The following is a 25522-nucleotide window of genomic DNA, read 5'->3' as shown; positions in this document are numbered from 1 at the left end:
CACTGTGGAAGCCGTCGCATTCTCCGAAGTTCTGCGTGTGTATGGGCGAGACCATCCGGCAGACCGCCCGCACAGGGCGAACACCAACGAGGACGGCGAGGAAAATCTGCGCCGCGCGCATTCCCTGTTCGATTCCTGGTATCGGGTCGAACTCGGCCGGGCCGATATTCTCCGCGTGGTTCTGCCCTGGCACACGAGCGAAGGCGGTGCGCGTGAACTGGTACCGAGAACGGGTTTGACGGTCGGTAGCGCCGCCGAGCTGATCCATGCCGATCCGGCCGGATACACCGAGGCCAATCCGGTCTGCGCGGCGAAGCTCGACCGGTTCTCCCGTGCCGCGTTCACGGCGGTCTATCTCAGCGCCCGCCCGGTGGATCACCCGGACTACTCCGACGTACGGGACCGGGAAGGGCTCATCCACCTCGACGGGCTGCACCGCATGGTCGGGTGGGAGGTCGCGGGCCGGCTGGGCGGTGGGGCCACCGTGACCGCCTACCTGGCGGCCAGGAGTCTTCCCGCCCACCTGGGGACCCCCCGCGAAGGGAAACCGGTATGACGACGTCCGCCACCAGCCCACGGTCCTTACGGCCGGTATCCGCCGACGCGCCATCGGGCCCCACGGCGGTACCGGCCACGGACACCTCCACCCTGTGCGGGCTCCTCCACCGGGCCGAGCGGCTCCACCCGCGCCGCCCGGCCGTCACGGACCACACCCGGATGATCACGTACGCGGAACTGGGGGCCGCGGCAGGCCGGGTCGCCGCCGGACTCCGGCAGGCGGGCATCGGGCCGGGCGACCGGGTGGCGATCCTGGGCCGCCGGGACAGCCGGCTGTTCGTGCTGCTGCACGGAGTGCTCCGCGCGGGCGCGGCCGTGGTGACGCTCGACACGGCCTGGAGCGCGGAGGACCGGCTGCGCAGGCTGGCGGCCATACGCGCCGCCGGGGTGCTCACCACCAGCGCGCTGTCGGACGAGGAGGTCCGGGCCCTGTCGGCCACCGGGGTCAGGTACGTCGAACACACCGACCTCGACGTCCTCCTCGCCGCACCGTTCGAACCGCCCCCACCGGACCGTCCCGTTCCTCGCGTCGGAAGTGACGATCCCGCCTATCTCTCCTTCACCTCGGGCTCGGGCGGCGAGCCCAAGGCCGTCATCGTCACCCATGGAAACGCGGTGCACTACGCGCTGGCCCTGCGCGGCAGGCTGGATCTCACCGAGGCGGACGCGCCGTGCGTCGCCCACCTCACCACGCTCGCCGCCGACCTGGGGCACACCAGCTGGCTGCTGGCCCTCGCCACCGCCGGGCGCACCCATGTGGTCGGCGACGAGCACGCCAGGGACGCCCCCGCCTGCTGGGCGGCGCTGCGCGAGGCGGGGTGTTCGGTCGTGAAGACGACCCCCTCCCACATGGCGGAGCTCTGGAGGGACCGCCCTGACCCGCTGCGCGAGACGGTTCCCTACCGCCCGGGGACGCTGATCCTCGGCGGTGAGGCCCTCCCCCGGTCCCTGGGCGCCTCCCTGCTGCACGACGAGGGTGTCGACCGGCTCCTCAACCACTACGGCCCCACCGAGACGACGGTCGGGGCAGCCTGTTTCCTCGCCACATCGGCAGGGGACCTGCCGGAGGACGAGGAGACGGTCCCGATCGGCACGCCGCTGGGCGAGGCGACCCTCGAACTGCTCGACAGCACCGGGTCCCCCGTCGCCGACGGCGGGTCCGGCCACCTCCACATCGGGGGGCGCGGCGTCAGCGCCGGGTATTTCGGCCGTCCCGAACAGACCGCACGGCGCTTCGTCCCGCACGGAGGGGCCCGTACGTACCGCACCGGCGACCTCTGCCGACGGCGTCCCGACGGACAGCTCGTCTTCCTCGGCCGGCTGGACCGGCAGACCAAGATCCGGGGCTATCTGGTCGATCCCGCCGAGGTCGAGCACCTCATGCGGCAGATCCCCGGCGTCGAGCGCTGCGCCGTCGTCGTACGGGGCACCGCCACCGGCAACCGGCTGCTGGCCGCCGTCCGGCCCGCCGACGGTGCGGTGGAGGAGCCCCAGCTGCTCGACGCCGTGCGGGCGCACCTGACCAGCTGTCTGCCCGCGTACTCCGTGCCCCAGCCGCTCATCGTGCTCAGGGAGTTCCCCCTCGGCCCCAACGGGAAGCTGGACACCGCACGGCTGGAGGCCGCCCTCGACGCCGTGCTGGCCGAACGGGCCGGGAGCCCACCGCCTCCCGGACCCGAAGTGGCGACCCTGGCACAGGAGATAGCGGAGCTCTGGGCCGAGGCCCTGGGCCTGCCCGCGGTGGGCCCGGATGCCGACGTCCTGGAGTTGGGCGGCGACTCCATACTCGCCATGCGCACCGTCTCCCAGCTCCGCCGCCACGGACACCGCGCCGCCTACACGGACTTCTACCGCCACCCCACCTCCCGGCGTCTGGCGTCCGCCGTACGCGCGACGGTGCCGCGGGCCGATGCCGAAGAGCCCGCCACGGACCTGCCCGCCGGGCACGGCGCGCTCGCCCCCGCCCAGCGGTGGTTCTTCGGCCAGGGCGTCGACAACCCCCGGCACTGGAACCAGTCGGTGCTGCTCCGCTGTACGAAGGACGTCGCCCCGGCCGCCCTCGTCACCGCGGCGGCGGCCGTGGTGACGCGTCACCCGGCGCTGCGCCGCCCCGTCGGCCCGCACGGGCCGGGGGCTCCCCGGCCGGTGGACGACCTGGATCTCGTCAGCTTCTCCCGCATCCAGCACCCCGGGAACGTCGCGGAGGAGATCGCGGCCCTGGGCACCGAACTGCAGCGGAGCCTCGACCCCGAGGCCGGCCGCCTCATCCGCTTCCATCTCTTCTCAGGTGGCCCGGACGCCGACGACCGGCTGGCGCTGATCGCCCATCACCTCGTCGTCGACGGGCTGTCGTGGCGCGTCATCCTCGACGACATGGCTCACGCCTATCGCGCCGCGCTGTCGGGCCGGCCGCCCGGTCTGCCACCGGCGGCCGACTTCTACGGGTGGGCCGCGAGCAGGCCCGGGCCTGCTCAGCCGGTGAATCCTTTCCCCGGCAGTGGCCCGGGCACCGCGCCGCCCGGGGGCCGATCCGGTTCACCTCCCCCGCCGGGGACGGTGAGCTGGGGCCTCGACGCGGAGGCCACCGCCCGTCTCGTCGAACAGTACGGAGGGTCCCGGCGTCTGGAGGCGCTGCTGTTCACCGCGTTCGCGGACGCGGTCGCCCGCGACGCGGACCGGTGCGGGCCCCGAGGTTCCGGCCGGCCCACCGCCGCACGGACTCCCATCGAGGTGGAGACACACGGCCGGGACACCACCGGCGAACACCTCGACACCGTCGGCTGGTTCACCGCGCTCACCCGGGTGAGCGTCGACCCACCGGCCACGGCGACCGGCGCGGAGCCCAGCACCGAAACCGCTGAGCCAGACGCCGGAATCGCGGCGCCCGACGCCGAAATCGCGACGCGTGTCTCCGCAATCGCGGCGCGTGTCTCCGGCGCGGAGAGCCGGCTGCGCCGTGCGCACCTGCTCCCGATGGACACAGGAGGACCGCGTCCCGAGGTCGCCTTCAACTTCCTGGGTACGTTCCGGCTCCCGGCCGAGCCGACTCTGGGCTGGTTTCCCGCCGCGGAACAGGTGGGCACCGCACGGTGCCCCAGCGGTGATCCGGTATACCGGCTGCGGCTGACGGCCCGCATCGTCGAGGGCAGGCTGGTGACCGACCTCGTACACGCCCGGCCGGACATCGCCGACACCGAAGCCGACGAGGTCATGGCCCGGTTCGCCCAAGTGGTCTCGGCCACCGCCGCCGCCACGGCGCCCCGCCCGGTCCGGCTCGCCCGCTCCACCTCCGGGCAGCCCCTCCACCTGGGGGCGGCCCTCTCCCCGCCCTCGTCCCCCGCGGTCCGCGTGGTGCGCGAGCCGGCCCGCGTCCTGCTGACCGGGGCGACGGGCTACCTGGGCGGGCACCTCCTCGACGCCCTGCTGGAGCGCGGCGCGCAGGTCACCTGCCTGGTACGCGGGGAGCGCGACCACGGCGCAGCCGGCCGGCTGCGCCGTGTCTCGCCCGGTCTGCGTGTGGTGGCCGGGGACATCGGCCGCGAAGGGCTGGGGCTCTCCGCGGCCGGGCGTTCCCTCGCCCGGGACGCCCAGGTAGTGGTCCACGCCGCCGCAGACGTCCGCCTGGTCGCTCCGCCCGAGGAACTGGAACGCACCAACCACGACGGGGTGCGGCGGCTGCTGGCCTGGATCGACGCCGAGGCCATGGGCGGGGTCCGGTTCCACCACATCTCGACCCTCGCCGTGGCCGGCGGGATCGACCCGGCGGCCCCCGAACGCCGGTTCAGCGAGGCCGACCTGCGCATCGGCCAGCACTTCCGCACCCCGTACGAGCGGTCCAAGTTCCTCGCCGAGGAAGCGGTCCGCGCCTGGGCCGCCTCCGGCCGCCGCTGCCACATCCACCGGAGCGGCCACGTCGCCGCCCACAGCCGCACCGGCGCGTTCCACGGGGGCATCGCCACCAACCGCGTCTACCAGACCCTGCGCGGCTATCTGCTGGCCGGAGCCGCCCCACGTCTGGAGGGGGCGACGTTCGCCTTCAGTTACGTGGACACGGTGGCCGCCGGGATCGCGGCTCTGGCCCTGTACGCGGACGCGGCCCCCGGGGCCCACCACGTCGAGACCCCGCACCAGGTCGCCCACGACGAACTGGTGGACTGGATGAGGCGGTCCGGCCGCCGGATCGAACTGCGCGACGCGAAGGACTTCGCAGCCGCGCTGGACCGGGCGGAAGACGATCACCCCGAAGAGGTCCGGCTGGCCGCGGCCTGGAGTCTGCTGGAGGACCGCAACGTCCGTACCGACTCCTCACACACCCTTGCCGTGCTCGACCGGCTGGGGGTCCGGTTCACCGCCCCGACACCCCGGTGGTGGGCCTCCGCACTGGCCTGGGCCACCGAGTCCGGCTTCCTGCCCCGGCCGGACCCCGCCGGCCACTGAGCGCACGTACTCCCTCCAAGGGCCGCAGGCTCCCGCCCCGGGCCCCCGAACCGTGAGGTGAACCATGCCCCGGCTGTCACCCGTACTGAAGCAGGCCACTCCCGTCACCGCCGTCCGAGGGGAAGGGCTGTACCTCTACGACGCGGAAGGGCGACGCCACCTCGACTTCACCGCGGGTGTGGGCGTGACCAGCACCGGTCACTGCCATCCGCGGGTCGTCGAGGCGGTCCGCGAACAGGCGGGCCGGCTGATCCACGGCCAGTACACGACCGTCCTGCACGAACCGCTGCTCACCCTGACCGAACGCCTGGGCGAGGTACTTCCCGAGGGCCTGGACACCCTCTTCTACGCCAACTCCGGGAGCGAGGCCGTGGAGGCGGCGCTGCGCCTCGCCCGGCAGGCGACCGGGCGTCCGGGCGCCGTCGTCTTCGACGGGGGCTTCCACGGCCGGACCATGGGCGCCGCTTCCCTCACCACGGCCGGCTCCCGCTTCCGGGCGCGCACCGGCCCGTTGATGCCGGGCGTCGCGGTCGCGCCCTTCCCGCACGCCTTCGACCTCGGCCTGGACGAATCCGCCGCGGTGGAGTACGCCCTGCGGGGTCTCGACCGGGTCCTGGCCACCACCAGTTCCCCGGACGAGACCGCCGCGTTCATCGTGGAGCCCGTACTGGGCGAAGGCGGTTACGTTCCCGCCCCCGACGGCTTCCTCGCCGGACTGCGCGAACGCGCCGACCGGTACGGCATCGTCCTCGTCCTCGACGAGGTGCAGTGCGGGTTCGGCCGCACCGGGCGGTTCTGGGCGCACGAGTACGAGACCGGGGCCGCGACCCCCGACATCCTCGTGACGGCCAAGGGTCTGGCGAGCGGCTTTCCCCTCTCGGCGATCGCCGCGCGCGCCGATCTCATGAGCCTCGCCCGCCCCGGCTCCCACGGCGGTACGTACGGCGGGAACGCCGTCGCCTGCTCGGCCGCCCTCGCGACCCTCGACGTCATCCGCGACGAGAAGCTGGTCGCCAACGCGGCCGAGCAGGGCATGCGGCTCGCCCGCGGCCTGCACACCGTCGCGGCGCGGACCTCGGCCGTCGCCGATGTCCGCGGGCGTGGGCTGATGCTGGGCAGCGAGTTCCGCCGGCCCGACGGGTCACCCGACCCGGACACCGCGCGCAGGGCCCAGCAGGCAGCCGCCGAACTCGGCCTGCTGCTGTTGACCTGCGGGGTCTGGGGGAACACCGTCCGGATGATCCCCGCACTGACCGTCACCGGCGATCAGGTCGACGAGGCGCTCGCCCTCTGGTCAAAGGCCGTCACCTCCGCCGTGCGGGAACAGGACTGAGCACTCGCCGCCGCATCGGGCCGATCCTCAACCCCTGCGGGACCGGTCCGGCGCGACGTACAGGACAGCGGAAGGGACCCCGATGGAGAACGCCTCGCGAAACAACGCGCCCACGCCCTCCGGGGCTTGGGACACCAGCAGGCTCAAGGCCGGGCATGAGGTGTGGCGCCTGACACCGACCGATCAGGACCGCGCCCGGCTGTGGTCGGCCGCCGGCGGCCCGGGAAGGGAGCCCGACCCGGTCCGCGAAGCCCTGCGCTCCCGCATCCGCACGGGGCTCGACGCCTTCGGGTTCGCCCTCGTGCGGCAGCTCTTCCCCGCCGGCCTCGTCGCGGACGTCCGCCAGGAGGCGGACGTCACCGAGCGGGTCTCCCGACTCGTCCGGGACTTCGGCGAGATCGTGCCGCAGAACGGTGCGGGCGACGTGACGCAGGTGCTGCGGCTCCGGGAAGGGGACCCGGACGAGATCGCCTTCCACTGCGACACCTGCGACCTCCTCGTCCTGTTCTGTCTCCGGCCGGCGGCCCGGGGCGGCGCGACACGCGTGGCCGGAGCGCCGTACATCCATGACGTCCTCGCCGCCGAACGCCCCGACGTGCTGGAGCTCCTCGGCCAAAAGTGGTACTTCGACCGCACCGGCCGCGCGGGCAGCCAACTCGTCCACGCCCCGATCCTCGCCACCGGACCGGACGGCGCCGTCACCTGCTACTACCAGTCCCGTACGGTGCGGGCCTCCGCCGGGCGCGACGGGCGGCCCCCGCTGGACGCCGCACGCGCCGAGGCCCTGGACGTTCTGGACAAGGTTCTCAACCGCCCCGAGACCGCCTATCCGGTCACCCTGACCTCCGGAGACCTGTTGATCATCCGCAACAGCCGTATCATGCACGGCCGTTCCCCGTTCACCGACGGCCCCGAACCGCACCACCGGCGGGTCCTGCGCCTGTGGCTGGACGAGGTGGCGCCGTGATCGGCACGGCCGTCGTCACCGGCGCGGGAAGCGGACTGGGCCGGGCCGCCGCGCTGGCCCTGCTCGGCCGCGGCTGGAACGTGGTCCTGGCCGGCCGGCGTCCCGACGCCCTGGACGGGACCGCGGCCCTCTCCACGGCCGGGGACCAGCACGCTTTCGCCGTACCCACCGACATCACCCGCCCCGACGAGGTCGCGGCGCTGTTCCGTGCCGCCCGCGACCGCTACGGCAGGGTCGATCTGCTCTTCAACAACGCCGGCGCCCCGGCGCCCCGCGTCCCCGTGGCCGAGGTGGCCCTCGACGACTGGAACCGGGTGCTGGGAACGATCGTCACCGGGACGTTCCTGTGCTCGCGGGAAGCGTTCCGCGTCATGTGCGAGCAGAACCCCTCCGGCGGGCGGATCATCAACAACGGCGCGCCGTCCGCGTACACACCCCGCCCGCACTCCGCCGCCTACACCGCGGCCAAGCACGCGGTCCTCGGCCTGACCCGCTCGCTCTCCCTCGACGGCCGCGCCCACAACATCGCCTGCGGCCAGCTCGACGTCGGCAACGTGGAGCCTCCGGACGGCGCCCCGCAGCCCCCCGCGCGCCAGGCCGACGGCAGCAAGGCGGTGGAGGCGACTCTGCCGGTGTCCCATTTCACCGACGCCCTCCTGCTAATGGCCTCCCTGCCCATCACCACCAACGTGCAGTCCCTCACCGTCCTCCCCACCACGATGCCCTTCGTCGGCCGTGGCTGAGCACCCGGTGACCGGCGGACGGACCCGGCCACGCCGGTTCCCGCACCGCCCCCCGTTCATCCCGCCGTACGACGAACTCCCCGCCCCTCGACCGAAAGAGGCGAACATGCTCGGCGAGACCGCCCGCACCTGGCTGCAACGCTGGGACCAGCAGCAGGAGCGCTACAGCCCGGACCGGGAGGAACGCTTCCAGGTCGTCCTCGACATCGTCGGCCGGTCGCTCGAACAGAGCGGGACGACCGCCCGGCCGCTCCTGATGGACCTGGGCTGCGGCACCGGCTCGCTCACCACCCGGCTCGCCCGCGCCTTCCCGCGGGCAGACACCGTCGGCATCGACGCGGACCCGCTCCTCCTCGGCCTGGCCGAAGAGGCCGTCACGGGCACGGACGTCCGCCTCCTGGCGCGCGATCTCACCGCACCCGGCTGGGCCGACGACATCGGACCGGCACCCTGGGACGCCGCCGTCTCGTCCACCGCGCTCCACTGGCTCGACCCCGGCGAACTCGCCACGCTCTACCGCACCCTGGCCGGCCGGCTGCGCCCCGGAGGCGTCTTCGTCGACGCCGACAACCGCAGGCCCGCCGACGGCCCGGAGCTGATCGACATCGCCCACCACGTCCGGACCCGCCGTGCTCACCGGACCGGCCGTCAGGGTCGCGAGGCCTGGGCGGGCTGGTGGAAGACCTTCCTCTCCGCCCCGGAGCTCGCCCCTCTCGCCGAGGCCCGTGCCCGCTCGCCCATCGCGCACCGTACTTTCAGGCAGCCCAACGGCCTGACGACCGCCGAGCAGATCGCACTCCTCCGCGAGGCCGGTTTCAGCGGTGCCGCCACCGTCTGGCAGTGCGGCGACGACAGCGTCCTGGTGGCCGTCCGCTGAGCCGGTGAACGGCCACCGGGCCGGCCGGCGGGGTCGCGGGTGTGTCCGCACGGGACGGCGATCACCGTGGTCCGGACGTGGGGCGGAACCGGATCATGGGCCGGATGTGGGGCGGAACCGGATCATGAGCGGACGTCGCCATTCAACTCCCGTCGCCGGGAGCGCGGCCCAGGTCCACGACGCAGAAGATGTTGCCGTCCGGGTCGGCCAGCACGACGAAGTCCGGCTCGGGCGGGTAGGAGTCCCAGTCGACGCTCTGCGCGCCGAGACCGAGCAGTCGCCGGACCTCCCTCTGCTGCTCCTCGGCCGAATCCGTGAACAGGTCCAGGTGGATACGGGGGTGCGGCTCGGCCGGGGAGTCGCTGCGCAGCAGGCCGAGTGCCCGGCCGGAGCCGTCGACGTGGTCGAGCGTTCGCCACGTTTCGCTCGCCCGCTCCTGACTGGCGACCAGGTTCAACGCCGCGGTCCAGAAGGCCACCGCCCGGGGGATGTCCGTGACACCGACGACAGGCATTCCGAGTCTCAGCATGCGGCGAGCGTAACAAGGGTCCTCATTCAGGCCGCGGGGGCGATGGAGGAGACCGTACGGCGCTCGCTCGCTCGACGCAGGACGGACGCCTCTCCGGCGGCTCAGCGGAGGTCATCGGGTGTGAGGTCGGGGCGCAGGCGATGCCAGGAGGGCTGGCGCAGGCGCCCGGCCCTGGTGCGGGTCGTATAGCGGACCTCTCCGACCAGCCGGGGCTCCACCCACCGGGCCCCGGCCACCGCGGGCCGCTCGGTGAACGGGCAGATGTCGGTCGCCGAGGTGTGGAGGAGGGCCCCGAGGGTGGTGCGTTCGGCGTCGCTCCAGCCGGTGCCGACGCCGCCGACGTAACGGAGTCCTCCGCCGGGGGCCGGCCGGCCCATGAGGAGGGCGCCGGGCAGAGAGGTGAGGCGGCCGTGGCCGGGCAGCCAGCCGCCGACGACGATGTCCTCGGTCCGCACGTTCCGGATCTTGATCCACGCCCGGGAGCGGACACCCGGCTCGTAGAGGGAGGTGCGACGCTTGGCCACGAGACCTTCGAAACCGGCGGTCCGCGTCATCTCCAACGCCTGCTGACCGTGCCCGACGACCGCCGACGGGGTCGACCACGCGGGCCCGCCCAGGTCCAGGGACTCCAGGACGGCGCGGCGCTCAAAGTACGGGGTGCGGGTGAGCCGGCTCGTATCGAGGTACACGACATCGAAGAGCATCAGGCGCACGGGCGCCTTCGCGGCCAAGCGGGCCGCCCTGGCCCGGGAGCCGGCCAGCCCCATCCGGGGCTGAAGTCGCTGGAAGTCGCCGCGCCCCTCGTCGTCCAGGGCGACGATCTCCCCGTCCAGCACAGCGGGGCGGGAGCCCAGCACCGTACCCAGGCTCGCGAGCTCGGGATAGGCGGGGGTGATGTCGGCACCGGATCGCGAGCGCAGCTGTACCGACCCGTCGCCGGGCAGGTAGACCGTGCACCGCTGCCCGTCCTGCTTCACCTCGTACGCGTACCAGGTGTCCTCCGCGGGCGGGGGCAGCCGCCCGGGGGCCGCGAGCATCGGTGCGATGCGGGGCAGCCGCGCCATGGAGCCGTCTCGGTCCTCGGTCAGGAAGCGCTCCGCTTCCTCGCCGTGCGTTTGGCGCCGGTCGTCGTCCTCTTCGTCGCGGTCGTCTTCTTGGCGCCCGCCTTCTGGCCGGTGTTCTTCCTGGACGCGGCCGCTTTCCGGCCGGTGGCCGCCTTCCCGGAAGGGGCCGTCCTCTTCGACGCGGTCTTCTTCCGGGGCCGCATCTCGTGCACCGTGGCCTCCCCTTCCCCGTCCTCCCCGCGGCTCTCCTTCGCCGCCTCGACCGACGCGTTCAGCGCGGCCATCAGGTCCACGACCTTGTGCTCCTCCTGCTCCTCGCCCTCGGCCGGCCCCGGAAGCTCCTTGCCCTGCGACTTCGCCGTGAGCAGTTCCTCCAGGGCGTCCCGGTAGGTGTCCCGGAACCCGGCGATGCTGTCCAGGGCCATGGTGTCGGTCAGCTGGACAGCCCGCTCGATCTCGTCGTCGTCCAGCTCGACCTGGAGCGGGGCCAGGGACTCGGGGCTGCGGATCTCGTCCGGCCAGCGCATCGAGTGCAGCACGATCGCCCCTTCCCGGACCCGCAGCAGCCCCAGCCGCTCACGGTTGTGCCAGGCGAACTTCGCGACGGCCACCTTGTCCGAGCGCTCCAGCGCCCGGCGCAGCAGTGTGTAGGGCTTCTCGGCGACCTTGCCGTCGATCGCCAGGTAGTAGGAGTCGCTGATCCGGATCGGGTCGACGCTGTCGGCGTCCACGAACGCGACGATCTCGATGGCTTTCGCGGTGGGCAGCGGAATCCGGTCCAGTTCCTCATCGGTGATCGGAACCGTCTGCTCCTTGGAGAGCTCGTAGCCCTTGCCGATCTCGTCCTGCGACAGAGCTTCGCCGTCCAGCTCGCAGACCTTCCGGGTGCGCACCCGTCCGAGATCCTCCAGGTGGACCTGGCGGAAGTGGATCGAGTGGTCCTGGGTCGCGGAGACGACCTTCACCGGGATGGTGACCAGGCCGAAGCTGATCGCACCGGTCCACAAAGGCCTCGGCATACCTACCTCCATGCCCACCGCGGGCCGAGTCGCCGTGCGGGCTCTCACAAGCCCCACCACATTCTCAGCACCATTCGTATCCCGGCGCCATTCGTGGTGCCGGGATACGAATGGTGCCGGGATACGGAACGGGTTCAGTATCCGGTTCGGGCGCTGCCGTACAGGCAAACCCGAAACGACGGCACCGCTCCCTCGGGGAACGGCTCGACGGCGTCGTACAGGGCGGGGCGCGTGCTCCGGCACGATCTGCTGCTCTCCAGAACCGAATCGGTCATGCCAGAGGAATCACAGCGAATGTTCCGGAGCGAGAGCCGGTCCGCCCGCCGCCTCAGTAATGTGGCTTCGCATGACCGAGATCGAGATCACCGCAGACCTGGTCCGCGACCTGCTGGAGGAGCAGCATCCAGACCTCGCGGGGCTGGCCATCCGCGAGGTGGCGGGCGGCTGGGGCAACCACATGTGGCGCCTCGGGGATGAGTTGGCCGTACGTATGCAGCGCATGGACCCCACCCCGGAGCTCCAGCTCAAGGAGCGGCGGTGGCTGCCCGTGCTGGCCCCGCGCCTGCCGCTCCCGGTGCCGACCCCGGTGCGGTCCGGCGAACCGTCCGAGCGCTTCCCCAAGACCTGGACCGTGATGACGTGGGTGCCCGGTGAGCCACTGGACCACGGCTCGATCAGCCGCGGCGCCCACGCTGCCGACACGCTGGCGGGTTTCCTCCGGGCCCTCCATGTGAAGGCGCCCGCCGAGGCGCCGGTCTCCACGGACCGCGGCGCCCATCCGAAGGACTGCACGGACGGCTTCGAGAACTTCTTCCGGGCCGTTGCCCCCGGTGACATCGCTGCCGACGTCCGCGCGGTCTGGGACGACGCCGTCGCGGCCGGCGCGTGGGAGGGGCCCCCGGTGTGGGTACACGGCGACCTGCATCCCGCGAACGTCGTCGTCTCGGACGGAACGCTCTCGGGCATCGTCGATTTCGGTGACATGTTCGCCGGGGATCCGGCGTGGGACCTCGCCGCCGCGTGGGTGCTGCTGCCCCAGGGCGCGGCCTCACGGTTCTTCGACATGTACGCGCATGCGGGCGAGGCGTCGATCCGGCGCGCCCGTGGGCTGGCCGCTATGAAGAGCCTGTTCCTGATGCTCATGGGGCAGAACGGAGACCGGGGCCTTCCCGGCGGCAAGCCGAACTGGGGACCCGTGGGCCGGTCGGCACTTGATCGTGTTCTGAAGGGTGTTTGAGGCGCGCTCCTTCTGGACCCGCGATCCTGGTCGAGGGCCGTGCGGTAGCCCGCATTCTCGTCAACTCGAAAGACCGCAGGGCCGCCCGGATCGCGGGTCCCCCGGATCGCAGCCGGTCAGCCGGAGTGCCTATTGAAGGTCACGTCACCGGTACGGAGCGAGCCCGACGCCATCGTCGGGGTGCCGATGGCGCCGAGCCCCTCGAAGACACCGGGGTAACGGTCATCGCACGGCCTGAATACGCGAACGCCTCTGCCAGGCTCGTAAGGAGACAGACATGTGAATGCTCATCAATGTCCTCCAGTTTGGTGCGGCCGGAGGTCAGGGCCATGCTGTGGGACCCCAAGTCAGCAAATACCCAGCATGAGTCAGCGGGCACCAGGACGTGCAGGGCGCGGACGTTCGCGACGGGCACCTTCTCATCGGCCGCCGCGATCAACTTCGGCGCACTCCAGCGCAGCTTCGTGCCGACCGCCGGGGCGTCGGGGACGATGTCCAGGCGGCCGGTGTCCGCAGGTGGTCCGGGTGTGGTCAGCGTAGGTGTCGGTAACTATCAGCGCCAGGTCGATCCCACCTGTCGTGCGCAGTCGGCACCGTGCTCCTGCGTCCTACTGTGTGAGCAGGATCGTCCTCTGTTCGATCGGCAAAGGAGCACCAGACGTGCACGTCGAATTTTCTCCTCAGGTACAGGGTTCCGCCGCCCGGCTGGGGCCCGGGGTTCCCTACGCCTTGAAGGTGCTGGCCCGTCAACTCGCCGACGACCCCGAAATGGGGGCGGTCTCGGGGCTGCCCGGCATCCTCACCGTGTCGGTCGACGGCGACTTGTTCGAGGACTGCCCTGCCTTATCTGTCGGCTATGTTCGCGAGCCCGACCGGATCGAAATCCGGTATGTGAACCCGCTTCCGGCTCCTTCTGCTGTTGCATCGGAGCACCGCAGTCAGGGGCAGCCCAGCGGGCGCCGCCTGCCTGCTGCTGAAGCTGCTGCCGTTCGGGAGATCGCCGACGCATGGCACCGCATCAGCCGCTGGTTGGAACGCAACGCCCCGACTCCTACGGCGCGCTCCGGGCCGGTGCCGCCCCCGCCGACCTCGCAGCCCTGGAAGAAGAACTCGGCATACGGATCCCGGTCGAGCTCAGCGTCCTGTGGCTCCTGACAGCCGGTGACGACGGCAGTGGGGGCTGGGGATGCCTCCCGGGAAACCGGGCTCTGATGAACCTGGACGCCGTGACCACCACCTACCGGCTGAAGATGGACGACCAGACGGCCCAGGACACCCTCAACGCAGGGCGTTCCGAGGCCGATCGGATCACTGTGTGGAAGCCCACCTGGATTCCGGTCATGGCTACGGGTCCGGCCGACAGCGCCGAAGGCCTCTACTTGGACATGACGGTCGGCCGCCTGGGCCGGTGGTCCCGGTACAACGACGCCCCGCATGACGGCGGCCGTGGCAAAGTCCAGATGTGCGGCCAGCCGAGTCCAGGCTGATGGCCACCGGAATTCCAGGTGGATGGCCGTCTGACCAGTGGTGTTCCTGATCACTTCCTTAACTGGAGGAGACCCCTCCGCCCGTTTGCTGGTGTTTGCACGCATCAGCTACCGGCCGGAGAGGTCCTGTGACGAAGTCTGACACGGAGATTATGGAAATCCTTGAGGCGTACGACCTGACCGGGACGGTCTGGTCGGCGGCGACCTTGACGGGGCACGACCCGAAGACGGTCAAGCGGTATGTCGAGGCCCGCCACGGCGGGCGCAACCCCTATGAGCGAGAGCCGCGGCCGAAGATGATCGACGCGTTCCTGGATAAGGTCGAGGAGTGGGTCGAGCAGTCGAAGGCGACGATTCGCGCCGATGTGGTCCACGACAAGCTCGTGAAGATGGGCTACCGGGGCAGCGCGCGCTCGACGAGACGGGCGGTGAATGCGGCGAAGAGCGCGTGGAAGGCGGGCAAGCGACGAACGTACCGCCCGTGGATTCCCGAGCCGGGCCGGTGGCTGCAGTTCGACGTGCGCCATGAGGCGCTGTGTTTTCGAAGGAGGTGCAAGACCTTCTCGGTCTTCCTGTCGCAGCAGGGGACTTGAAGCTGAGGGCAGTCTGAACCGGGAGGTGCCGGGGAGGGCGGGAAGCAGCCCTGACAACGACGGGACGGGCCGGAACTACCAGACGGCTCGGGTCCGGCAAGCGAGGCGGGTAGGTACAACGCGAGTGAACCAGTGGTCGACCTCCCGAAAGGAATGCCACCGGCTCCAACCTGGTGGATATGGGCCGGGATGCAGTACGCGTCGACTGGTGTCGTACATGTCGACGACTCCGGCGCCGGATGTCTCAGCCGGTGCCGGAGGCCACGGTGAAGGTCTGCGGCGTAATCGTGGCGAGGCTGCCGGGAGAAAGCTGGGTGCCGCCCCCGCCGATCGAAACACAGTGAACATGGGAACCGCTTCATGGCCGCCCAACCACCCACGCCACCAGCGCGGTTGGGGGCAGGTCCACCGTCGGCTGACGGCCGTGGAGCGGGGCGGAGCCTTCGTAGTAGTCCGAGGGCGGGAAAGCCGTCCACATGGCGAAGGAAGGCAGCGAGTCCGCAGCGAGCGGACTGGAAGGGCAGGAGGCCGGTGGTGAATACCGCCGCACCGTCGCCGGACCCGGATGCGGTCTGGGGGCGGGTACTGAGGATCCAACGCAAGCTGCACCGATGGACGACCGAGGACCGGTCGCGCCGATTCGATGATCTGTTCAACCTCGTCTGCGATCCCGCGACGCTTCTGGCGGCGTGGGGTCGAGTACGGGGCAACAAGGGTGCCCGGACGGCCGGGGTCGACGGCCGGACCGTCAGCAAGATTGAAGGGGGTCAGGGCGTCGAGGTCTACCTCGACGAGCTTCGGGCATTACTCAAATCCGGTGAATTTCAACCGGTCCCGGTCCGGGAACGGCTCATCCCCAAGCGCAACGGAAAGATGCGCCGGCTGGGCATCCCGACCATCGCGGACCGGGTGGTGCAGGCGGCTCTGAAGATTGTTCTTGAGCCGATCTTCGAGGCGGATTTCGAGCCGTGTTCCTACGGCTTTCGTCCAAACCGGAGAGCGCACGACGCGATCGCCGAGATCCACCACTTCGCCACCAATCGCTACGAGTGGGTGCTGGAGGGTGACATCGAGGCGTGCTTCGACGAGATCGATCACACGGCCCTGATGGGCCGAGTGCGTCAACGCGTCGGAGACAAGCGTGTGTTGCGTCTGATCAAGGCGTTCCTGAAGGCCGGGATCCTCTCCGAGGACCAGGTCACCAGGGACACTCGCGCCGGAACACCCCAGGGCGGCATTCTCTCGCCGCTGCTGGCCAACATCGCTCTGTCGGTCCTGGACGAGCACTTCGCCCGGCTCTGGCAGGCGACCGGCCGCACATGGGCAGCAAGAGACTGGCATCGCCGCCGCGGCGGAGCAACCTTCAGGTTGATTCGGTACGCGGACGACTTCGTTGTCATGATCAACGGCTCTCGGCACCATGCCGAGGAGCTGATGGGCGAAGTCTCGACGGTGCTGGAGGAGGTTGGTCTGCGCTTGTCGCAGGCCAAGACCTCCATCGCCCACATTGACGAGGGGTTCGACTTCCTCAGCTTCCGCATCCAGCGGCACCGCAAGAGGGGGACGGACAAGCAGTACGTCTACACCTATCCGAGCAAACCGTCGATGCAGGCGGTGCTACGGAAGGTCAAGGCGATCAGCAGACAGAACATCGGACACTCACTCGACGAACTGCTCACTCAGCTGAACTGGCTGATGAATGGGTGGGCGAACTACTTCCGGCACTCGGCCGCTTCGGCGAGCCTGAACTACCTGGGCTACTACACGTGGCATCGGGTCTGGCGATGGATTCGCCGAAAGCACCGCCGAGTCCCCTGGAAGCAGCTCAAGCGCCGATATCAAGGCAATCAGGTCGGTGCGACCTGGTGGCCGGAGCATGACGGGGTGCGGCTGTTCAACCCGGCAAAGGTGGAGATCGTCCGCTACCGATACCGGGGAGCCCGCATCCCGAACCCGTGGAGTGAGAGAGCGCAACCAGCCATCGGCTGACCGTCGTTCGGCCTCGTGGAGAGCCGGATGCCGGGCCAACTGGCACGTCCGGTTCGGAGGGCGGTCCGAGGAAACGGGCTGGTCGAAAGGCCAGTACCGCGCCTCGGGCCGACCCTACTGGGGCGAGGGGCCGCGGATCGGCGGCCGGCGGACCTGGCTGTTCTGCGCGTGGCTGTCCTGGTCGCGGTTCCGGGTGGTGATCCCGGTCTGGGACTGCACGCTGGGCACGCTGGTGGCCTGCCTGGACACCACGCTGCGGCGGATCGGCGGGGCGCCGGCGTATGTGCTGACCGACAACGCGAAGACGGTCACCGTCGAGCACATCGCCGGGATACCGGTACGTCATCCGCAGATGGTCGCCGCGGGTCGGCATTACGGCTGCCAGGTGGTCAGCTGCGTGCCCTACGACCCCGAATCCAAGGGCGGCGCGGAGGCCACGGTCCGGATCGCGAAGGCCGACCTGGTGCCCACGGGTGCGAACCTGCTGGCCGCCTACGACACCTTCGCTGAGCTCGTCGATGCCTGCCTGACCTGGTGCGATGCGGTGAACTCGCGCCGTCACCGGGCGACCGGGCAGATACCCGCGAGCCAACTGGACATCGAACGCACCACTTTGCATGTCCTGCCCATCGAGCCGCTCGCGCTCGCGTTGGGCGAGGAGAGACTGGTCGGCTCGGACCGCACCATCAGCTTCAACTCGGTGCGCTACTCGACCCCGCCGGGCTATACCGGTGCCAAGGTGTGGTGCCGGGTGGTCGGCGAGGAACTGTCCATCACCGCCCGCACCAACTCCGGGGATCTCTCGGAGATTTGGCGCCACAAGCTGTCCACCCCGGGTGTTCCGCAGATTATCGACGCCCACTACCCCGACCATCCCGACGGCCGCAGCGTTCTCCAGCCGAGACTGCAGCCCCGCTCGGAGGCGGAGATCGCGTTCGTGGGCATCGGCCCCGGGGCAGGACGCTGGCTCAAGGAGGCCGGACCCGCCGGCGCGGTCCGTATCCGCGCCAAGATGGCCCGCGCGGTCGAACTGGCCACCGTCCTGGGCAACGACAAAGTCGATCAGGCCCTCGGGCTTGCGGCCACGGCCGGGCGCTTCGCCGACAGTGACCTGCTCTCGATCCTCGGACACATCGCGGACAGCAGACCCGCCGGCGAGGTCGTCCGCGCGGACGAGGCGCACTCAGTCCAGAACGGAACCATCGGCTGGAAGGCTCTTGGCCAACCGCCATACGTCCCGACGGACTGACCGGTCAGTCCCCGACGAACCACAGATACCGGTGCACTTTCTGCTGGACGACCTGGCACAACTCGCCGGCCTGCCCGACCCAGTCACCGCCACAAGCGGTCGGGATCCGGTCGAGTTCCGCCAGCAGCAGCGGCACCTGCCGGTGGTTGAAGACCGCGTCGCCATACGGGTCCAGGGCCCAGAGCATCGGAAATTCCGCCGGGTCCAGATCCGCGAATGCGTCCGTCCACTCCACACCACCCTGGGCCCGGGCGACGACGTTCCCGCGGTCGCCCCGCACCGACATATTGATCATCCGCCGAGCCTATCGGCACCCACCTCGACCGACGAAGGAATTAACGACCATGACGTTTCCCCAGGCCCCGGCTCTGCCGGAGGAGCTCGACAAGCTCATGCGCCGCATGCGCCTGCCCTATATGCGCAAAGCAGCCCCGGACGTCCTGGCCACCGCCCGTGCCCAACGATGGGACCCCGCCGAGGTGTTGCGGCTGCTCATAGCCGAGGAGGTCACCGGCCGCGACGCGGCCACCCGCCGTCTTCGCCGCCACTCGGCGAACTTCCCCACCGGCAAGACCCTGGGCTCCTGGCGGGCCGAGGACTCCACCATCCCCGAACCCACCCAGAACTCCCTGATCACCCTGGAGTGGATCGGCCGCGCCGAGAATCTGGTGATCGCAGGCCCGTCGGGAACGGGCAAGAGCCACTTCACCGAGGGCCTGGCCCAGGCCGCGATCGAGAAGGACCTGCGGGTTTCCTGGTTCACCCTGGAAACGCTGAGCGCCGCGATCGGCAAGTCGAAGGTCGACGGGTCCACCGCGCGGACCGTCGCCCGGATCTGCCGCGCGGACCTCATCGTCATCGACGACATCGGCCTGCTGCCCGTCGGGGAAGACGCCGCCGAGGCGTTCTACCGGATCATCGACGCAGCCTACGAACGCAGGTCCATCGCTGTGACCAGCAACATTCACCCCTCGGGCTTCGACACGATCATGCCGAAGACTCTCGCGGGCGCGAGCACCGACCGCCTCATGCACCACGCTCACCTCGTGACCACCACCGGCGACTCACACCGCCTCGCCGAGGCCCTCGCCGGGAAGGGAGTGGTCCCCTTGAACTGACCCACACCCCGGGAACACCACTGGCCACACGTCTGGCTTTCTGATGGCCACCAGCCTGGACACCCAACGGCCATCCACCTGGGCATCTCCATGGCCGTTGACACCGCACGAAGAATTCGACACTCTCATCACCTACCTCGAAGAGGCCGCTGACATGCTGGAATTCCCGGCCCTGGCCGCACGGGACAAGCCTGGCATCATCGGCGGGGCGCTGGTATGGCTCAGCAGCATCGACCCTGCCCAGGAAGACAGCTGGCGCCCCTGGACCGGTTGACTGCGGAGCAGGGGGCCCGCGGATGGGCGGGCCCCCTGCTGCTTCTACGTGCTCGCGCTATGTCAGCCGACCTTCTTCCATGTGCAGGTCGTCGCGGTGTTCGCGCAGTGCTCGAAGCCCGGCAGCGTCACGAAGAACCCGTCTCCGTCCAGCATCCGCCACGACGGAGCGGGGAAGCCGCTGAACGCCTTCTGGTTCTGCTCACTGGAGATCGCGGCGCGCCCGCACCGCTCGGTGCCGCCCGGGCCGTTCGTCGCCGTACGGGTGTCTGCGAGAAGCCCGAAGTTCGCCGAACCGTCGCCCATCTTGTCGGTGTAGAGCTGGGCGCACTTCGTACCGGAGGTCACCAGGTTGTGGCTCTTGGGGTAGCCGCCGGACTCGTGCGTCGAGGCCATCGCGAACTCTTCTCTGAACTATCGAGAGCGTCCCGTGATCAGGCGACGGGTCTGGCAGCCCTGAGGGAACCGGTGTGGGACCGGAGAATGGCTGCGAACGGCGCGGGTGTTAGTTTCCTTCCCGTGTTAGGACACCAGGACGAGACGAGGGCGGCCTACGACGGGGTCGTCGATCTGTACGCGTCGATGTTCGCCAATGGGCTGGAGACGCACCCGTTCGCGCGGAACATGATCGGCACTTTCGCCGAGCTCGTGCGTGGCACGGGGAACCTGCGGGTAGCCGATGTCGGGTGCGGCCCCGGTCATGTGACTGCGATGCTGCATGACTTGGGGCTGGACTCCTTCGGGCTCGACCTCTCCCCAGCCATGGTCGCCCACGCCCGGCGGGCCCATCCAGCGCTGCGGTTCGACGAAGCGCGGATGGAGGCCCTGCCGGTCGAGGACGGTGCGCTGGGCGGAGTGCTGTCCCACTACTCGATGATCCATACCCCACCTGGAGAATTGCCCGCGCTGCTCGCCGAGCAAGTGCGTGCCTTGGCACCAGGGGGCATGCTCTTGGTGTCCTTCTTCGGGACCGAGGGACCGGAGCCGGTTCGCTTCGACCACAAGGTGACGCCCGCCTACAGCTGGCCGGCGGAGCAGTTTGCCGAGTTGCTCGCCGGGGCCGGTCTCGTCACATTTGCTCGGTTGCTCCACGACCCAGCTTCCGAGCGGGGTTTCCTCGACACTCATTTGCTGGCCCGCCGCCCGTAGAGCGAGGGTCGTGGCCTGCGCCGGGGTGATGTAGATCAGTCGCGTGGATGAGGCTCGGCTAACTTGAAGGTCCTCTGGCCGTACTGATTCGTGTCGCGATCTGGCTGAAGCTGGGCATGCCCAGATCGATCAATTGGCGTTGACGGGCTTGCTCTGCATCGAGCTGGATGAGCTTCTCCTCTGTGCTGGCGAGGCTGACTTGGAGTCCTTCGATCTCACCAAGCCATCCCTCCTGTTCTGCTTCGGTGATTCGGGCGATCAGGTTGTCGCGGATCTCGACGAGGCGGTGTCTCTGATCCGTATCCGGTCGGAGCATGGAGCATCGAATACACGCTTAACCGAACTGATCATGAGAGCCAGGGTCGATAGGCTCGGGGCCGAAGGTCACGCTGGGTAGTAGGGAAGAATCTTGATTTGAGAGCGCTGAGGGCGTGTCGCGAGGTTGCCATGGCTCCCGTGACGGGGAGCACCTTTCGAGCTCTGGGCAACGATCGATCGGTATGCCAGGATGCTTCTCATGATCGACCTCCGAAGGGGCTGTGCCGCGTAGACGTCCGGCATCGCTTCGACCGATCCTGCGGCCTTGGAAGCGTCCTTGGGTGCGTTATCGCGACGTTCCACGCCTGTCCGGAGCCGCGAACGCGGCCATCCGTTCCGTCGAGGTCAAACATTTCGCACCTGGCATGGTCGCTGCTGCGGTGAACGTCTGGTCGGTCCATGTTCACGGTTCGCATCGACGCTGGAAGCAGTGGGAAGCTGAGTTCGCCTGCAGTTGCTGTGGTGAGGGATGGGCCCGCGACACGTTGGAGGAAGCCATCGCTCTGCTTCCACCTCACGCCGCCGGCGAGGTCAGGGAAGTTGTCCGCAGGCTGGACGAGACGCTGCTCTCGCGAACCCACCATGACCCACAAATGGCGCCCGACCTACCCTGGTGGCTCCGGCGCTGCTGACGATCACCGCAGCACTCTGGGCTTACTTGGCCATCAGTGTGAAGGAAGAGGGGGCATGGGAGCGAGGTTCCGAACCGGGGATGTGCTGAGCGTGTCGTGCCCCTATGCCGACGCCGAGGTCACAGCGCTGTCGCCGACTCATGTGTCTGTCAGGTGGCTTTGGTGGAAGCCCGGTCCGGAATGCGATTCATAAGCGGCCCCGCTTTTTGCCGGCCGAAGAGCGGGAACGCATCGGCGCTCAGTCCTCCGACTCGGCGCTGCTTCGTCCGGCTTCGCGGCGGAAGTCGGGCATGCCGAGGTGGACAGTGGACGGTTGCGCCGCACGGTTGCGCATGGCCTCCAGCTTCTGGGCGGCCGCGGCCATGGTGGTCTCGATGGCGGCGACCTCGCCGAGCCAGCCCTGGTCCCGGGCCTCCTGGAGGCGGTCGACGAGGTTGGCGTGGATCTCCTGGAGGCGTGGCATCTGGGCCGGGTCCACGAGCAGTAGGGGACATCTGACGCAGGCGTTTTCATGCTGACACGGGGTCGCGTAGTCGCGTCCGCAGGTCCCCAGGGCGACCTTGCGCAGTTCGAAGTGGGCCAGGAAATCGTTCCACTCGGTGGCGATGAGCTCGCGGTACTCCTCGCTGGGCCGCTCGGTTCTGCGGCGGGCAATGAAGGCCCGGTGATGGGAGATCACGTCCTCCGGGTAGATCGCGGCATACCCCATGGTCGTGTCCAAAGCGGCGTGGCCGCAGATCTTCGCGGCGATGTGCGGCGGCAGTCCGGAGCGGATGGCGTCGGTCACGAAGATCCTTCTGAAGTCGTGGGGGCGCCATTCGAGCGGGTCGCCGGCCACGGTGATCTGGGCGGACTGCGAGGTCGCGACCAGGCACTCGCGGATGTAGCTGCGGGTCAGCGGCCGGTCCTCGGTGCCGTACCGGCGTTGGAACAGGAACGGCATGGGCGGGCTCCAGGTCTGCTCGAACACGTCGTAGGCCGACACCAGCGGCAGGGCGGCGTTCCCGGCCCGGACCCGGAAAATGACCGCGGTCAGCACCTCCGCGAGCTCCGGGGAGACCAGCAGCAGGCGTTCTGCATCAGTCTTGGACGGGGCGACCTGCAGCATCGGCACCACCTCGCCGGTGGTGGGCAGGGTGTAGGCGATGAAGCTGTGGTGGGTGAGCTCCAGCATCTCCTCGATGCGGATGCCAGTGTGCCGCAGCACCTCCACCGTCGCCCAGGACCAGAACGCCGCCTCCTCCTCGTGGGTCAGGTTCCGCCGCCTGCCGGCGGACGCCTCGGTGACGTAGACGCGGCGGGCCTGCCCGGTCCCGCAGCGCTCGAACTCCTCCCCGGCAAGGAGGAACCGTCCACCGGTCGGCGTCGCGCGAGCCGCCGTGATGCGGGTTTCGGCGTCCTTGCGCTGCCGGTCAACAGCGCGAAGCAGAGCGGGCAGCAGCGGCAGCTGGGTCCGGGTTCGCTGGTCCATCCGGGACTTGACCCTGGCCTTGGCCTTCTTCGTCGCGCACTCGTTCGCCTTGATCGGACACGGTGCCACCCAGGGTGCCCACCGTGCCGGATCGTCAGCGGCCCAGCGGGCGATGTCCTGGTAGAACGCCCGGACGAAGACCAACTCGCTGCGGTAGTTCACGCGCGGCCGCAACGGGTGGCCCTGGGCGTCACGGATGTAGGCCAGACGTTCCTTCCACGCCTGCGCGACCTCCGGCGCCAGTTGCAGCGAGTCGATGCCGGGATGCTGGATCTCCAGGTCGCGCCAGAACAACCGGCACAGGTTGCGGGCGGTGGAACGCAGCGAGACGTGGTCGAGCTCGGGGGCCCGCTCGGTGAAGTAATCGACCAGCAGGTCGCGGACGGCCCGGCACTCGATGCCGTACGCGTCGACGATCTGCTCGACGCTGCGGCGGCCCTCGATGCGTAGCGCCCGCAGCCGCAGCGGTGCGCTGGCCGGGAGCACGCCGGTCTCCTTGAGGAGGGCGTAGAACAGCGGCCGGCCCGCGCTTCCCCGGAAGTGGTGTTCCTCCAGTGCGGCGGTCAGCTCGATGCAGTCGCCGACGGTGATGTCGCTGACGAGGCCGCCCTTGCGGATCACGATCCAGGTGAGCTTGTTCAGGGCGTCGGACCTGGCTGTGGGGGTCGCGTGCTGGGCCAGTTGTTCGAGTCGCTGGAAGGCATCGGGGTCGCTGGCGGCCCGGGACTCGGTGAGCATCATCGTCACGCGCTGTCGCAGCAGCCACGGGTAGCTGGGGCGGATCGCCTGCCCGGCGACCAGGAGTACCAGCCCGGTGGCCAGCTCATCGCGCCAGTGGCTCTTGGGTGTGCCGCGTCCCCGCAGGGGCAGATCGGTCCACTTGAAGCCGGCGTCGTCCGCCCCGCTGGCCATCCAGCGATCCTGCCAGGTCTCTCCGGGTTGGCCTTCGAGCCAGTCCAGCAGCTTGCCCAGGCCCCGCCGCCGGGTCTTGTCGCGGGTCAGGCCCGCGACGGGGTCGGTGAACAGCTTCAGCAGCCGCTCGACCAGGCCCTCCCGGCTCTGACGGGTCTGCCACCAGCTCGCTTCGCGGACTCGCGGTTCCCACTCCAGCGCTTTGTCCACCTCGTGTGGCTCGGCGGGCCTTGTGACGTCGATGTTCACGGTCGGGTTCACCGGCTCTCGCCGCCCGAAGCCGAGGTGCCGAACAGCGCTGCCAGCACCTCGGGACGGTAACCCGGTGCCGGCGGGGCCGGTGGTTTGGCCTGCTCGGCGCGCTGCCGCTCGTGGTGGGCCAGGACGTGGGCGACGACCTCGTCGGGCGTGGGAGCGATATAGATTTCCGTGGTGGTGATGTGGGCATGCCCCATGACCCACTGCACGTCGGCGAGGGTCAGGTTCGGATCGCGGACCATCCTCTTGGCCGCGCTGTGCCTCAGGTCGTGCAGGGTCCAGTTCGCGCCGAGCAGCTGGTTGGCACGGGTGAAGACCATCCGGGCCGCGTCGTACTCCAGCGGGCGAAAGGGCCGTCGAAGCGTCCACCACAGCGGCTCCGACGGGTGCTTGGGGACCATGCCGCGCAGTTCTTGCTGGTAGAGCCGCAGCCACACGAACGCGTCGGCGGAGGCGGGAAGGTGCTGCAGGACCTGGCTGCCCTTGCGGACCACGCCGATCGTCTGGTCCCCCGGCGCGACCTGGCCCTGCGAGACACCCAGCAGTTCGGAGGCGCGGGCGCCGGTGGAGATGTAGAACGCGATCAGAGCCCGGTCTCGGTTGTACTTCAACCCTGCGAACAGGTCGTTGAACGCCTGGTCAGGAATGATCCGCGGGGTTGGCTTGGGCTCCTTGGGCTGGTAGGTGCCCCGGCGCGAGGGCTGCCGGAACGGCTGCATCGGGTTGTGATGCGCATTCGGACTCACCTCGTCGGCAGCCCCGCCCTGCGGGAACGGGTTGATCAGCGGTCGGCCGTGGGTCTCGCGGTGGTACTCGTAGAACGAGCGGATCACCGCGCGAGCGTGCCGCCTGGTCCGAGCGGCATAGTTCTCGCCGGGCACGACCTTCCCGGTGACCGGGTTCACCGAGCCCGGGGCTGGCGCGTCGGGACGCCGCCGCCGCGGCGGCTTCTTCGTCGTCTTCAGCCACAGCGCGAAGTCACGGGCCTCGACCCGGCTCGCCAGATACCAGGGCACGTCCACGGCGCGTAAGAACCGGACCCACGCCAACAGCTCATAGGCGTAGGACCGCAGCGATGCCGGACTCGCGTCGTCGGCGAGCATGTGGTGCAGGAACTCACTGACCGCCGCCACCTCGGTGCCATCAGCGTCTACGAGCCGGAACGGCTGCAGCGGGTCATCGCTCTTCTCGACGCGGCCGACCCGCGCCACTCTAAGCGCCGCCACGTCCCGGACCGTCGTGCTGTGCTCTGGCATCCGTACCTCCACGGGCCGACCTACTCGACGACACGCGATGAAACCAGATCCAC

Annotated in this window: 23 protein-coding genes; 15 read left to right on the top strand and 8 right to left on the bottom strand. The window is 69.9% G+C overall.

Annotated features, from left to right (window positions below):
* The first annotated feature begins 4 nt into the window (after positions 1-4).
* The 6 genes from ACZ60Q_RS22030 to ACZ60Q_RS22005 all read left to right on the top strand — a co-directional run bounded on the left by ACZ60Q_RS22030 (position 5) and on the right by ACZ60Q_RS22005 (position 8915).
* Entirely contained in the window at positions 5-556 is a 552-nt protein-coding gene (locus ACZ60Q_RS22030; protein WP_469637105.1) for a DUF6309 family protein, read from the top strand.
* Positions 553-4995, top strand: coding sequence for an AMP-binding protein (locus tag ACZ60Q_RS22025; RefSeq protein WP_469637102.1), 4443 nt, complete (start codon positions 553-555; stop codon positions 4993-4995). Before ACZ60Q_RS22030 ends, ACZ60Q_RS22025 begins: the two co-directional genes overlap by 4 nt.
* A 64-nt stretch (positions 4996-5059) precedes the next feature.
* Positions 5060-6328 carry an aspartate aminotransferase family protein gene (locus ACZ60Q_RS22020; RefSeq protein WP_469637099.1) on the top strand — a complete coding sequence of 423 codons (1269 nt, stop codon included), beginning with the start codon at positions 5060-5062 and terminating at the stop codon, positions 6326-6328.
* An 82-nt stretch (positions 6329-6410) separates the two neighbouring features.
* Positions 6411-7295: a TauD/TfdA family dioxygenase gene (locus tag ACZ60Q_RS22015; RefSeq protein WP_469637096.1), complete on the top strand. Its 885-nt coding sequence runs from the start codon at positions 6411-6413 to the stop codon at positions 7293-7295.
* Positions 7292-8038, top strand: a complete 747-nt coding sequence (locus ACZ60Q_RS22010) for an SDR family oxidoreductase (RefSeq protein ID WP_469637093.1) — start codon at positions 7292-7294, stop codon at positions 8036-8038. The genes ACZ60Q_RS22015 and ACZ60Q_RS22010 overlap by 4 nt, the downstream gene beginning before the upstream one ends.
* Positions 8039-8144: 106 nt before the next feature.
* Positions 8145-8915, top strand: a complete 771-nt coding sequence (locus ACZ60Q_RS22005) for a class I SAM-dependent methyltransferase (RefSeq protein WP_469637090.1) — start codon at positions 8145-8147, stop codon at positions 8913-8915.
* Positions 8916-9057: 142 nt separating this feature from the next.
* On the opposite strand, the gene ACZ60Q_RS22000 is transcribed toward ACZ60Q_RS22005, so the two are convergent.
* From ACZ60Q_RS22000 to ku, 3 genes are all read right to left on the bottom strand, one after another.
* Positions 9058-9444: a VOC family protein gene (locus tag ACZ60Q_RS22000; RefSeq protein ID WP_469637087.1), complete on the bottom strand. Its 387-nt coding sequence runs from the start codon at positions 9442-9444 to the stop codon at positions 9058-9060.
* 101 nt (positions 9445-9545) lie between these two features.
* Positions 9546-10508, bottom strand: coding sequence for a non-homologous end-joining DNA ligase (gene ligD, locus ACZ60Q_RS21995; protein ID WP_469637084.1), 963 nt, complete (start codon positions 10506-10508; stop codon positions 9546-9548).
* Between the two features lie 20 nt (positions 10509-10528).
* Positions 10529-11527, bottom strand: coding sequence for a non-homologous end joining protein Ku (ku, locus tag ACZ60Q_RS21990; RefSeq protein WP_469637081.1), 999 nt, complete (start codon positions 11525-11527; stop codon positions 10529-10531).
* Between the two features lie 346 nt (positions 11528-11873).
* On the opposite strand from ku, the gene ACZ60Q_RS21985 reads away from it, so the two are divergent.
* From ACZ60Q_RS21985 to ACZ60Q_RS21960, 6 genes are all read left to right on the top strand, one after another.
* Positions 11874-12764 (top strand): aminoglycoside phosphotransferase family protein, encoded by an 891-nt coding sequence (locus tag ACZ60Q_RS21985; protein WP_469637078.1) that lies wholly within the window; start codon positions 11874-11876, stop codon positions 12762-12764.
* A 660-nt stretch (positions 12765-13424) separates the two neighbouring features.
* Complete coding sequence (locus ACZ60Q_RS21980; RefSeq protein ID WP_469637617.1) at positions 13425-13919, top strand: hypothetical protein; 495 nt, start codon at positions 13425-13427, stop codon at positions 13917-13919.
* Complete coding sequence (locus tag ACZ60Q_RS21975; RefSeq protein WP_469637586.1) at positions 13862-14251, top strand: SMI1/KNR4 family protein; 390 nt, start codon at positions 13862-13864, stop codon at positions 14249-14251. Before ACZ60Q_RS21980 ends, ACZ60Q_RS21975 begins: the two co-directional genes overlap by 58 nt.
* A 128-nt stretch (positions 14252-14379) precedes the next feature.
* The gene (locus tag ACZ60Q_RS21970) at positions 14380-14844 is read left to right on the top strand and encodes a hypothetical protein (RefSeq protein ID WP_469637075.1); all 465 of its coding nucleotides are present in this window, start codon (positions 14380-14382) and stop codon (positions 14842-14844) included.
* Positions 14845-15378: 534 nt separating this feature from the next.
* Entirely contained in the window at positions 15379-16833 is a 1455-nt protein-coding gene (ltrA, locus tag ACZ60Q_RS21965; protein WP_469637072.1) for a group II intron reverse transcriptase/maturase, read from the top strand.
* A 196-nt stretch (positions 16834-17029) separates the two neighbouring features.
* Entirely contained in the window at positions 17030-18082 is a 1053-nt protein-coding gene (locus ACZ60Q_RS21960) for a Mu transposase domain-containing protein (protein WP_469637070.1), read from the top strand.
* A 4-nt stretch (positions 18083-18086) separates the two neighbouring features.
* On the opposite strand, the gene ACZ60Q_RS21955 is transcribed toward ACZ60Q_RS21960, so the two are convergent.
* On the bottom strand, positions 18087-18377 hold the full coding sequence (locus tag ACZ60Q_RS21955; protein ID WP_469637067.1) for a hypothetical protein: 291 nt from the start codon (positions 18375-18377) through the stop codon (positions 18087-18089).
* A gap of 49 nt (positions 18378-18426) precedes the next feature.
* Here ACZ60Q_RS21955 and istB point away from each other — a divergent pair, with 49 nt between their 5' ends.
* The gene (gene istB / locus ACZ60Q_RS21950) at positions 18427-19200 is read left to right on the top strand and encodes an IS21-like element helper ATPase IstB (RefSeq protein ID WP_376313896.1); all 774 of its coding nucleotides are present in this window, start codon (positions 18427-18429) and stop codon (positions 19198-19200) included.
* A gap of 43 nt (positions 19201-19243) precedes the next feature.
* Complete coding sequence (locus tag ACZ60Q_RS21945; RefSeq protein ID WP_469637062.1) at positions 19244-19474, top strand: hypothetical protein; 231 nt, start codon at positions 19244-19246, stop codon at positions 19472-19474.
* Positions 19475-19536: 62 nt separating this feature from the next.
* On the opposite strand, the gene ACZ60Q_RS21940 is transcribed toward ACZ60Q_RS21945, so the two are convergent.
* A complete protein-coding gene (locus ACZ60Q_RS21940) occupies positions 19537-19869 on the bottom strand; it encodes a hypothetical protein (RefSeq protein ID WP_469637060.1) in 333 nt (110 codons plus the stop codon).
* A gap of 123 nt (positions 19870-19992) precedes the next feature.
* On the opposite strand from ACZ60Q_RS21940, the gene ACZ60Q_RS21935 reads away from it, so the two are divergent.
* Positions 19993-20622, top strand: coding sequence for a class I SAM-dependent methyltransferase (locus ACZ60Q_RS21935; protein ID WP_469637057.1), 630 nt, complete (start codon positions 19993-19995; stop codon positions 20620-20622).
* A gap of 58 nt (positions 20623-20680) precedes the next feature.
* On the opposite strand, the gene ACZ60Q_RS21930 is transcribed toward ACZ60Q_RS21935, so the two are convergent.
* From ACZ60Q_RS21930 to ACZ60Q_RS21920, 3 genes are all read right to left on the bottom strand, one after another.
* Positions 20681-20938, bottom strand: coding sequence for a hypothetical protein (locus ACZ60Q_RS21930; protein ID WP_469637054.1), 258 nt, complete (start codon positions 20936-20938; stop codon positions 20681-20683).
* An 872-nt stretch (positions 20939-21810) separates the two neighbouring features.
* Positions 21811-24204 (bottom strand): tyrosine-type recombinase/integrase, encoded by a 2394-nt coding sequence (locus tag ACZ60Q_RS21925; protein WP_469637051.1) that lies wholly within the window; start codon positions 24202-24204, stop codon positions 21811-21813.
* A gap of 8 nt (positions 24205-24212) precedes the next feature.
* A complete protein-coding gene (locus ACZ60Q_RS21920; protein WP_469637048.1) occupies positions 24213-25469 on the bottom strand; it encodes a tyrosine-type recombinase/integrase in 1257 nt (418 codons plus the stop codon).
* Between the last annotated feature and the right edge of the window lie 53 nt (positions 25470-25522).

This window comes from Streptomyces sp. NPDC104313, from assembly GCF_055583985.1.
The sequence above is the reverse complement of the archived record's forward strand: the minus strand, read 5'-3'. Positions and strand labels throughout refer to the sequence as shown.

Coding starts and splice junctions, on each gene's coding strand:
- ACZ60Q_RS22000 (WP_469637087.1), bottom strand. CDS start 9,444: ATGCTGAGACTCGGAATGCCTGTCGTCGGTGTCACGGACATCCCCCGG.
- ACZ60Q_RS21920 (WP_469637048.1), bottom strand. CDS start 25,469: ATGCCAGAGCACAGCACGACGGTCCGGGACGTGGCGGCGCTTAGAGTG.
- ACZ60Q_RS22025 (WP_469637102.1), top strand. CDS start 553: ATGACGACGTCCGCCACCAGCCCACGGTCCTTACGGCCGGTATCCGCC.
- ACZ60Q_RS22005 (WP_469637090.1), top strand. CDS start 8,145: ATGCTCGGCGAGACCGCCCGCACCTGGCTGCAACGCTGGGACCAGCAG.
- ACZ60Q_RS22015 (WP_469637096.1), top strand. CDS start 6,411: ATGGAGAACGCCTCGCGAAACAACGCGCCCACGCCCTCCGGGGCTTGG.
- ACZ60Q_RS21940 (WP_469637060.1), bottom strand. CDS start 19,869: ATGGCCTCGACGCACGAGTCCGGCGGCTACCCCAAGAGCCACAACCTG.
- ku (WP_469637081.1), bottom strand. CDS start 11,527: ATGCCGAGGCCTTTGTGGACCGGTGCGATCAGCTTCGGCCTGGTCACC.
- ACZ60Q_RS21955 (WP_469637067.1), bottom strand. CDS start 18,377: ATGATCAATATGTCGGTGCGGGGCGACCGCGGGAACGTCGTCGCCCGG.
- ACZ60Q_RS22020 (WP_469637099.1), top strand. CDS start 5,060: ATGCCCCGGCTGTCACCCGTACTGAAGCAGGCCACTCCCGTCACCGCC.
- ACZ60Q_RS21985 (WP_469637078.1), top strand. CDS start 11,874: ATGACCGAGATCGAGATCACCGCAGACCTGGTCCGCGACCTGCTGGAG.
- ACZ60Q_RS21945 (WP_469637062.1), top strand. CDS start 19,244: ATGGCCACCAGCCTGGACACCCAACGGCCATCCACCTGGGCATCTCCA.
- istB (WP_376313896.1), top strand. CDS start 18,427: ATGACGTTTCCCCAGGCCCCGGCTCTGCCGGAGGAGCTCGACAAGCTC.
- ligD (WP_469637084.1), bottom strand. CDS start 10,508: ATGGCGCGGCTGCCCCGCATCGCACCGATGCTCGCGGCCCCCGGGCGG.
- ACZ60Q_RS21930 (WP_469637054.1), bottom strand. CDS start 20,938: ATGCTCCGACCGGATACGGATCAGAGACACCGCCTCGTCGAGATCCGC.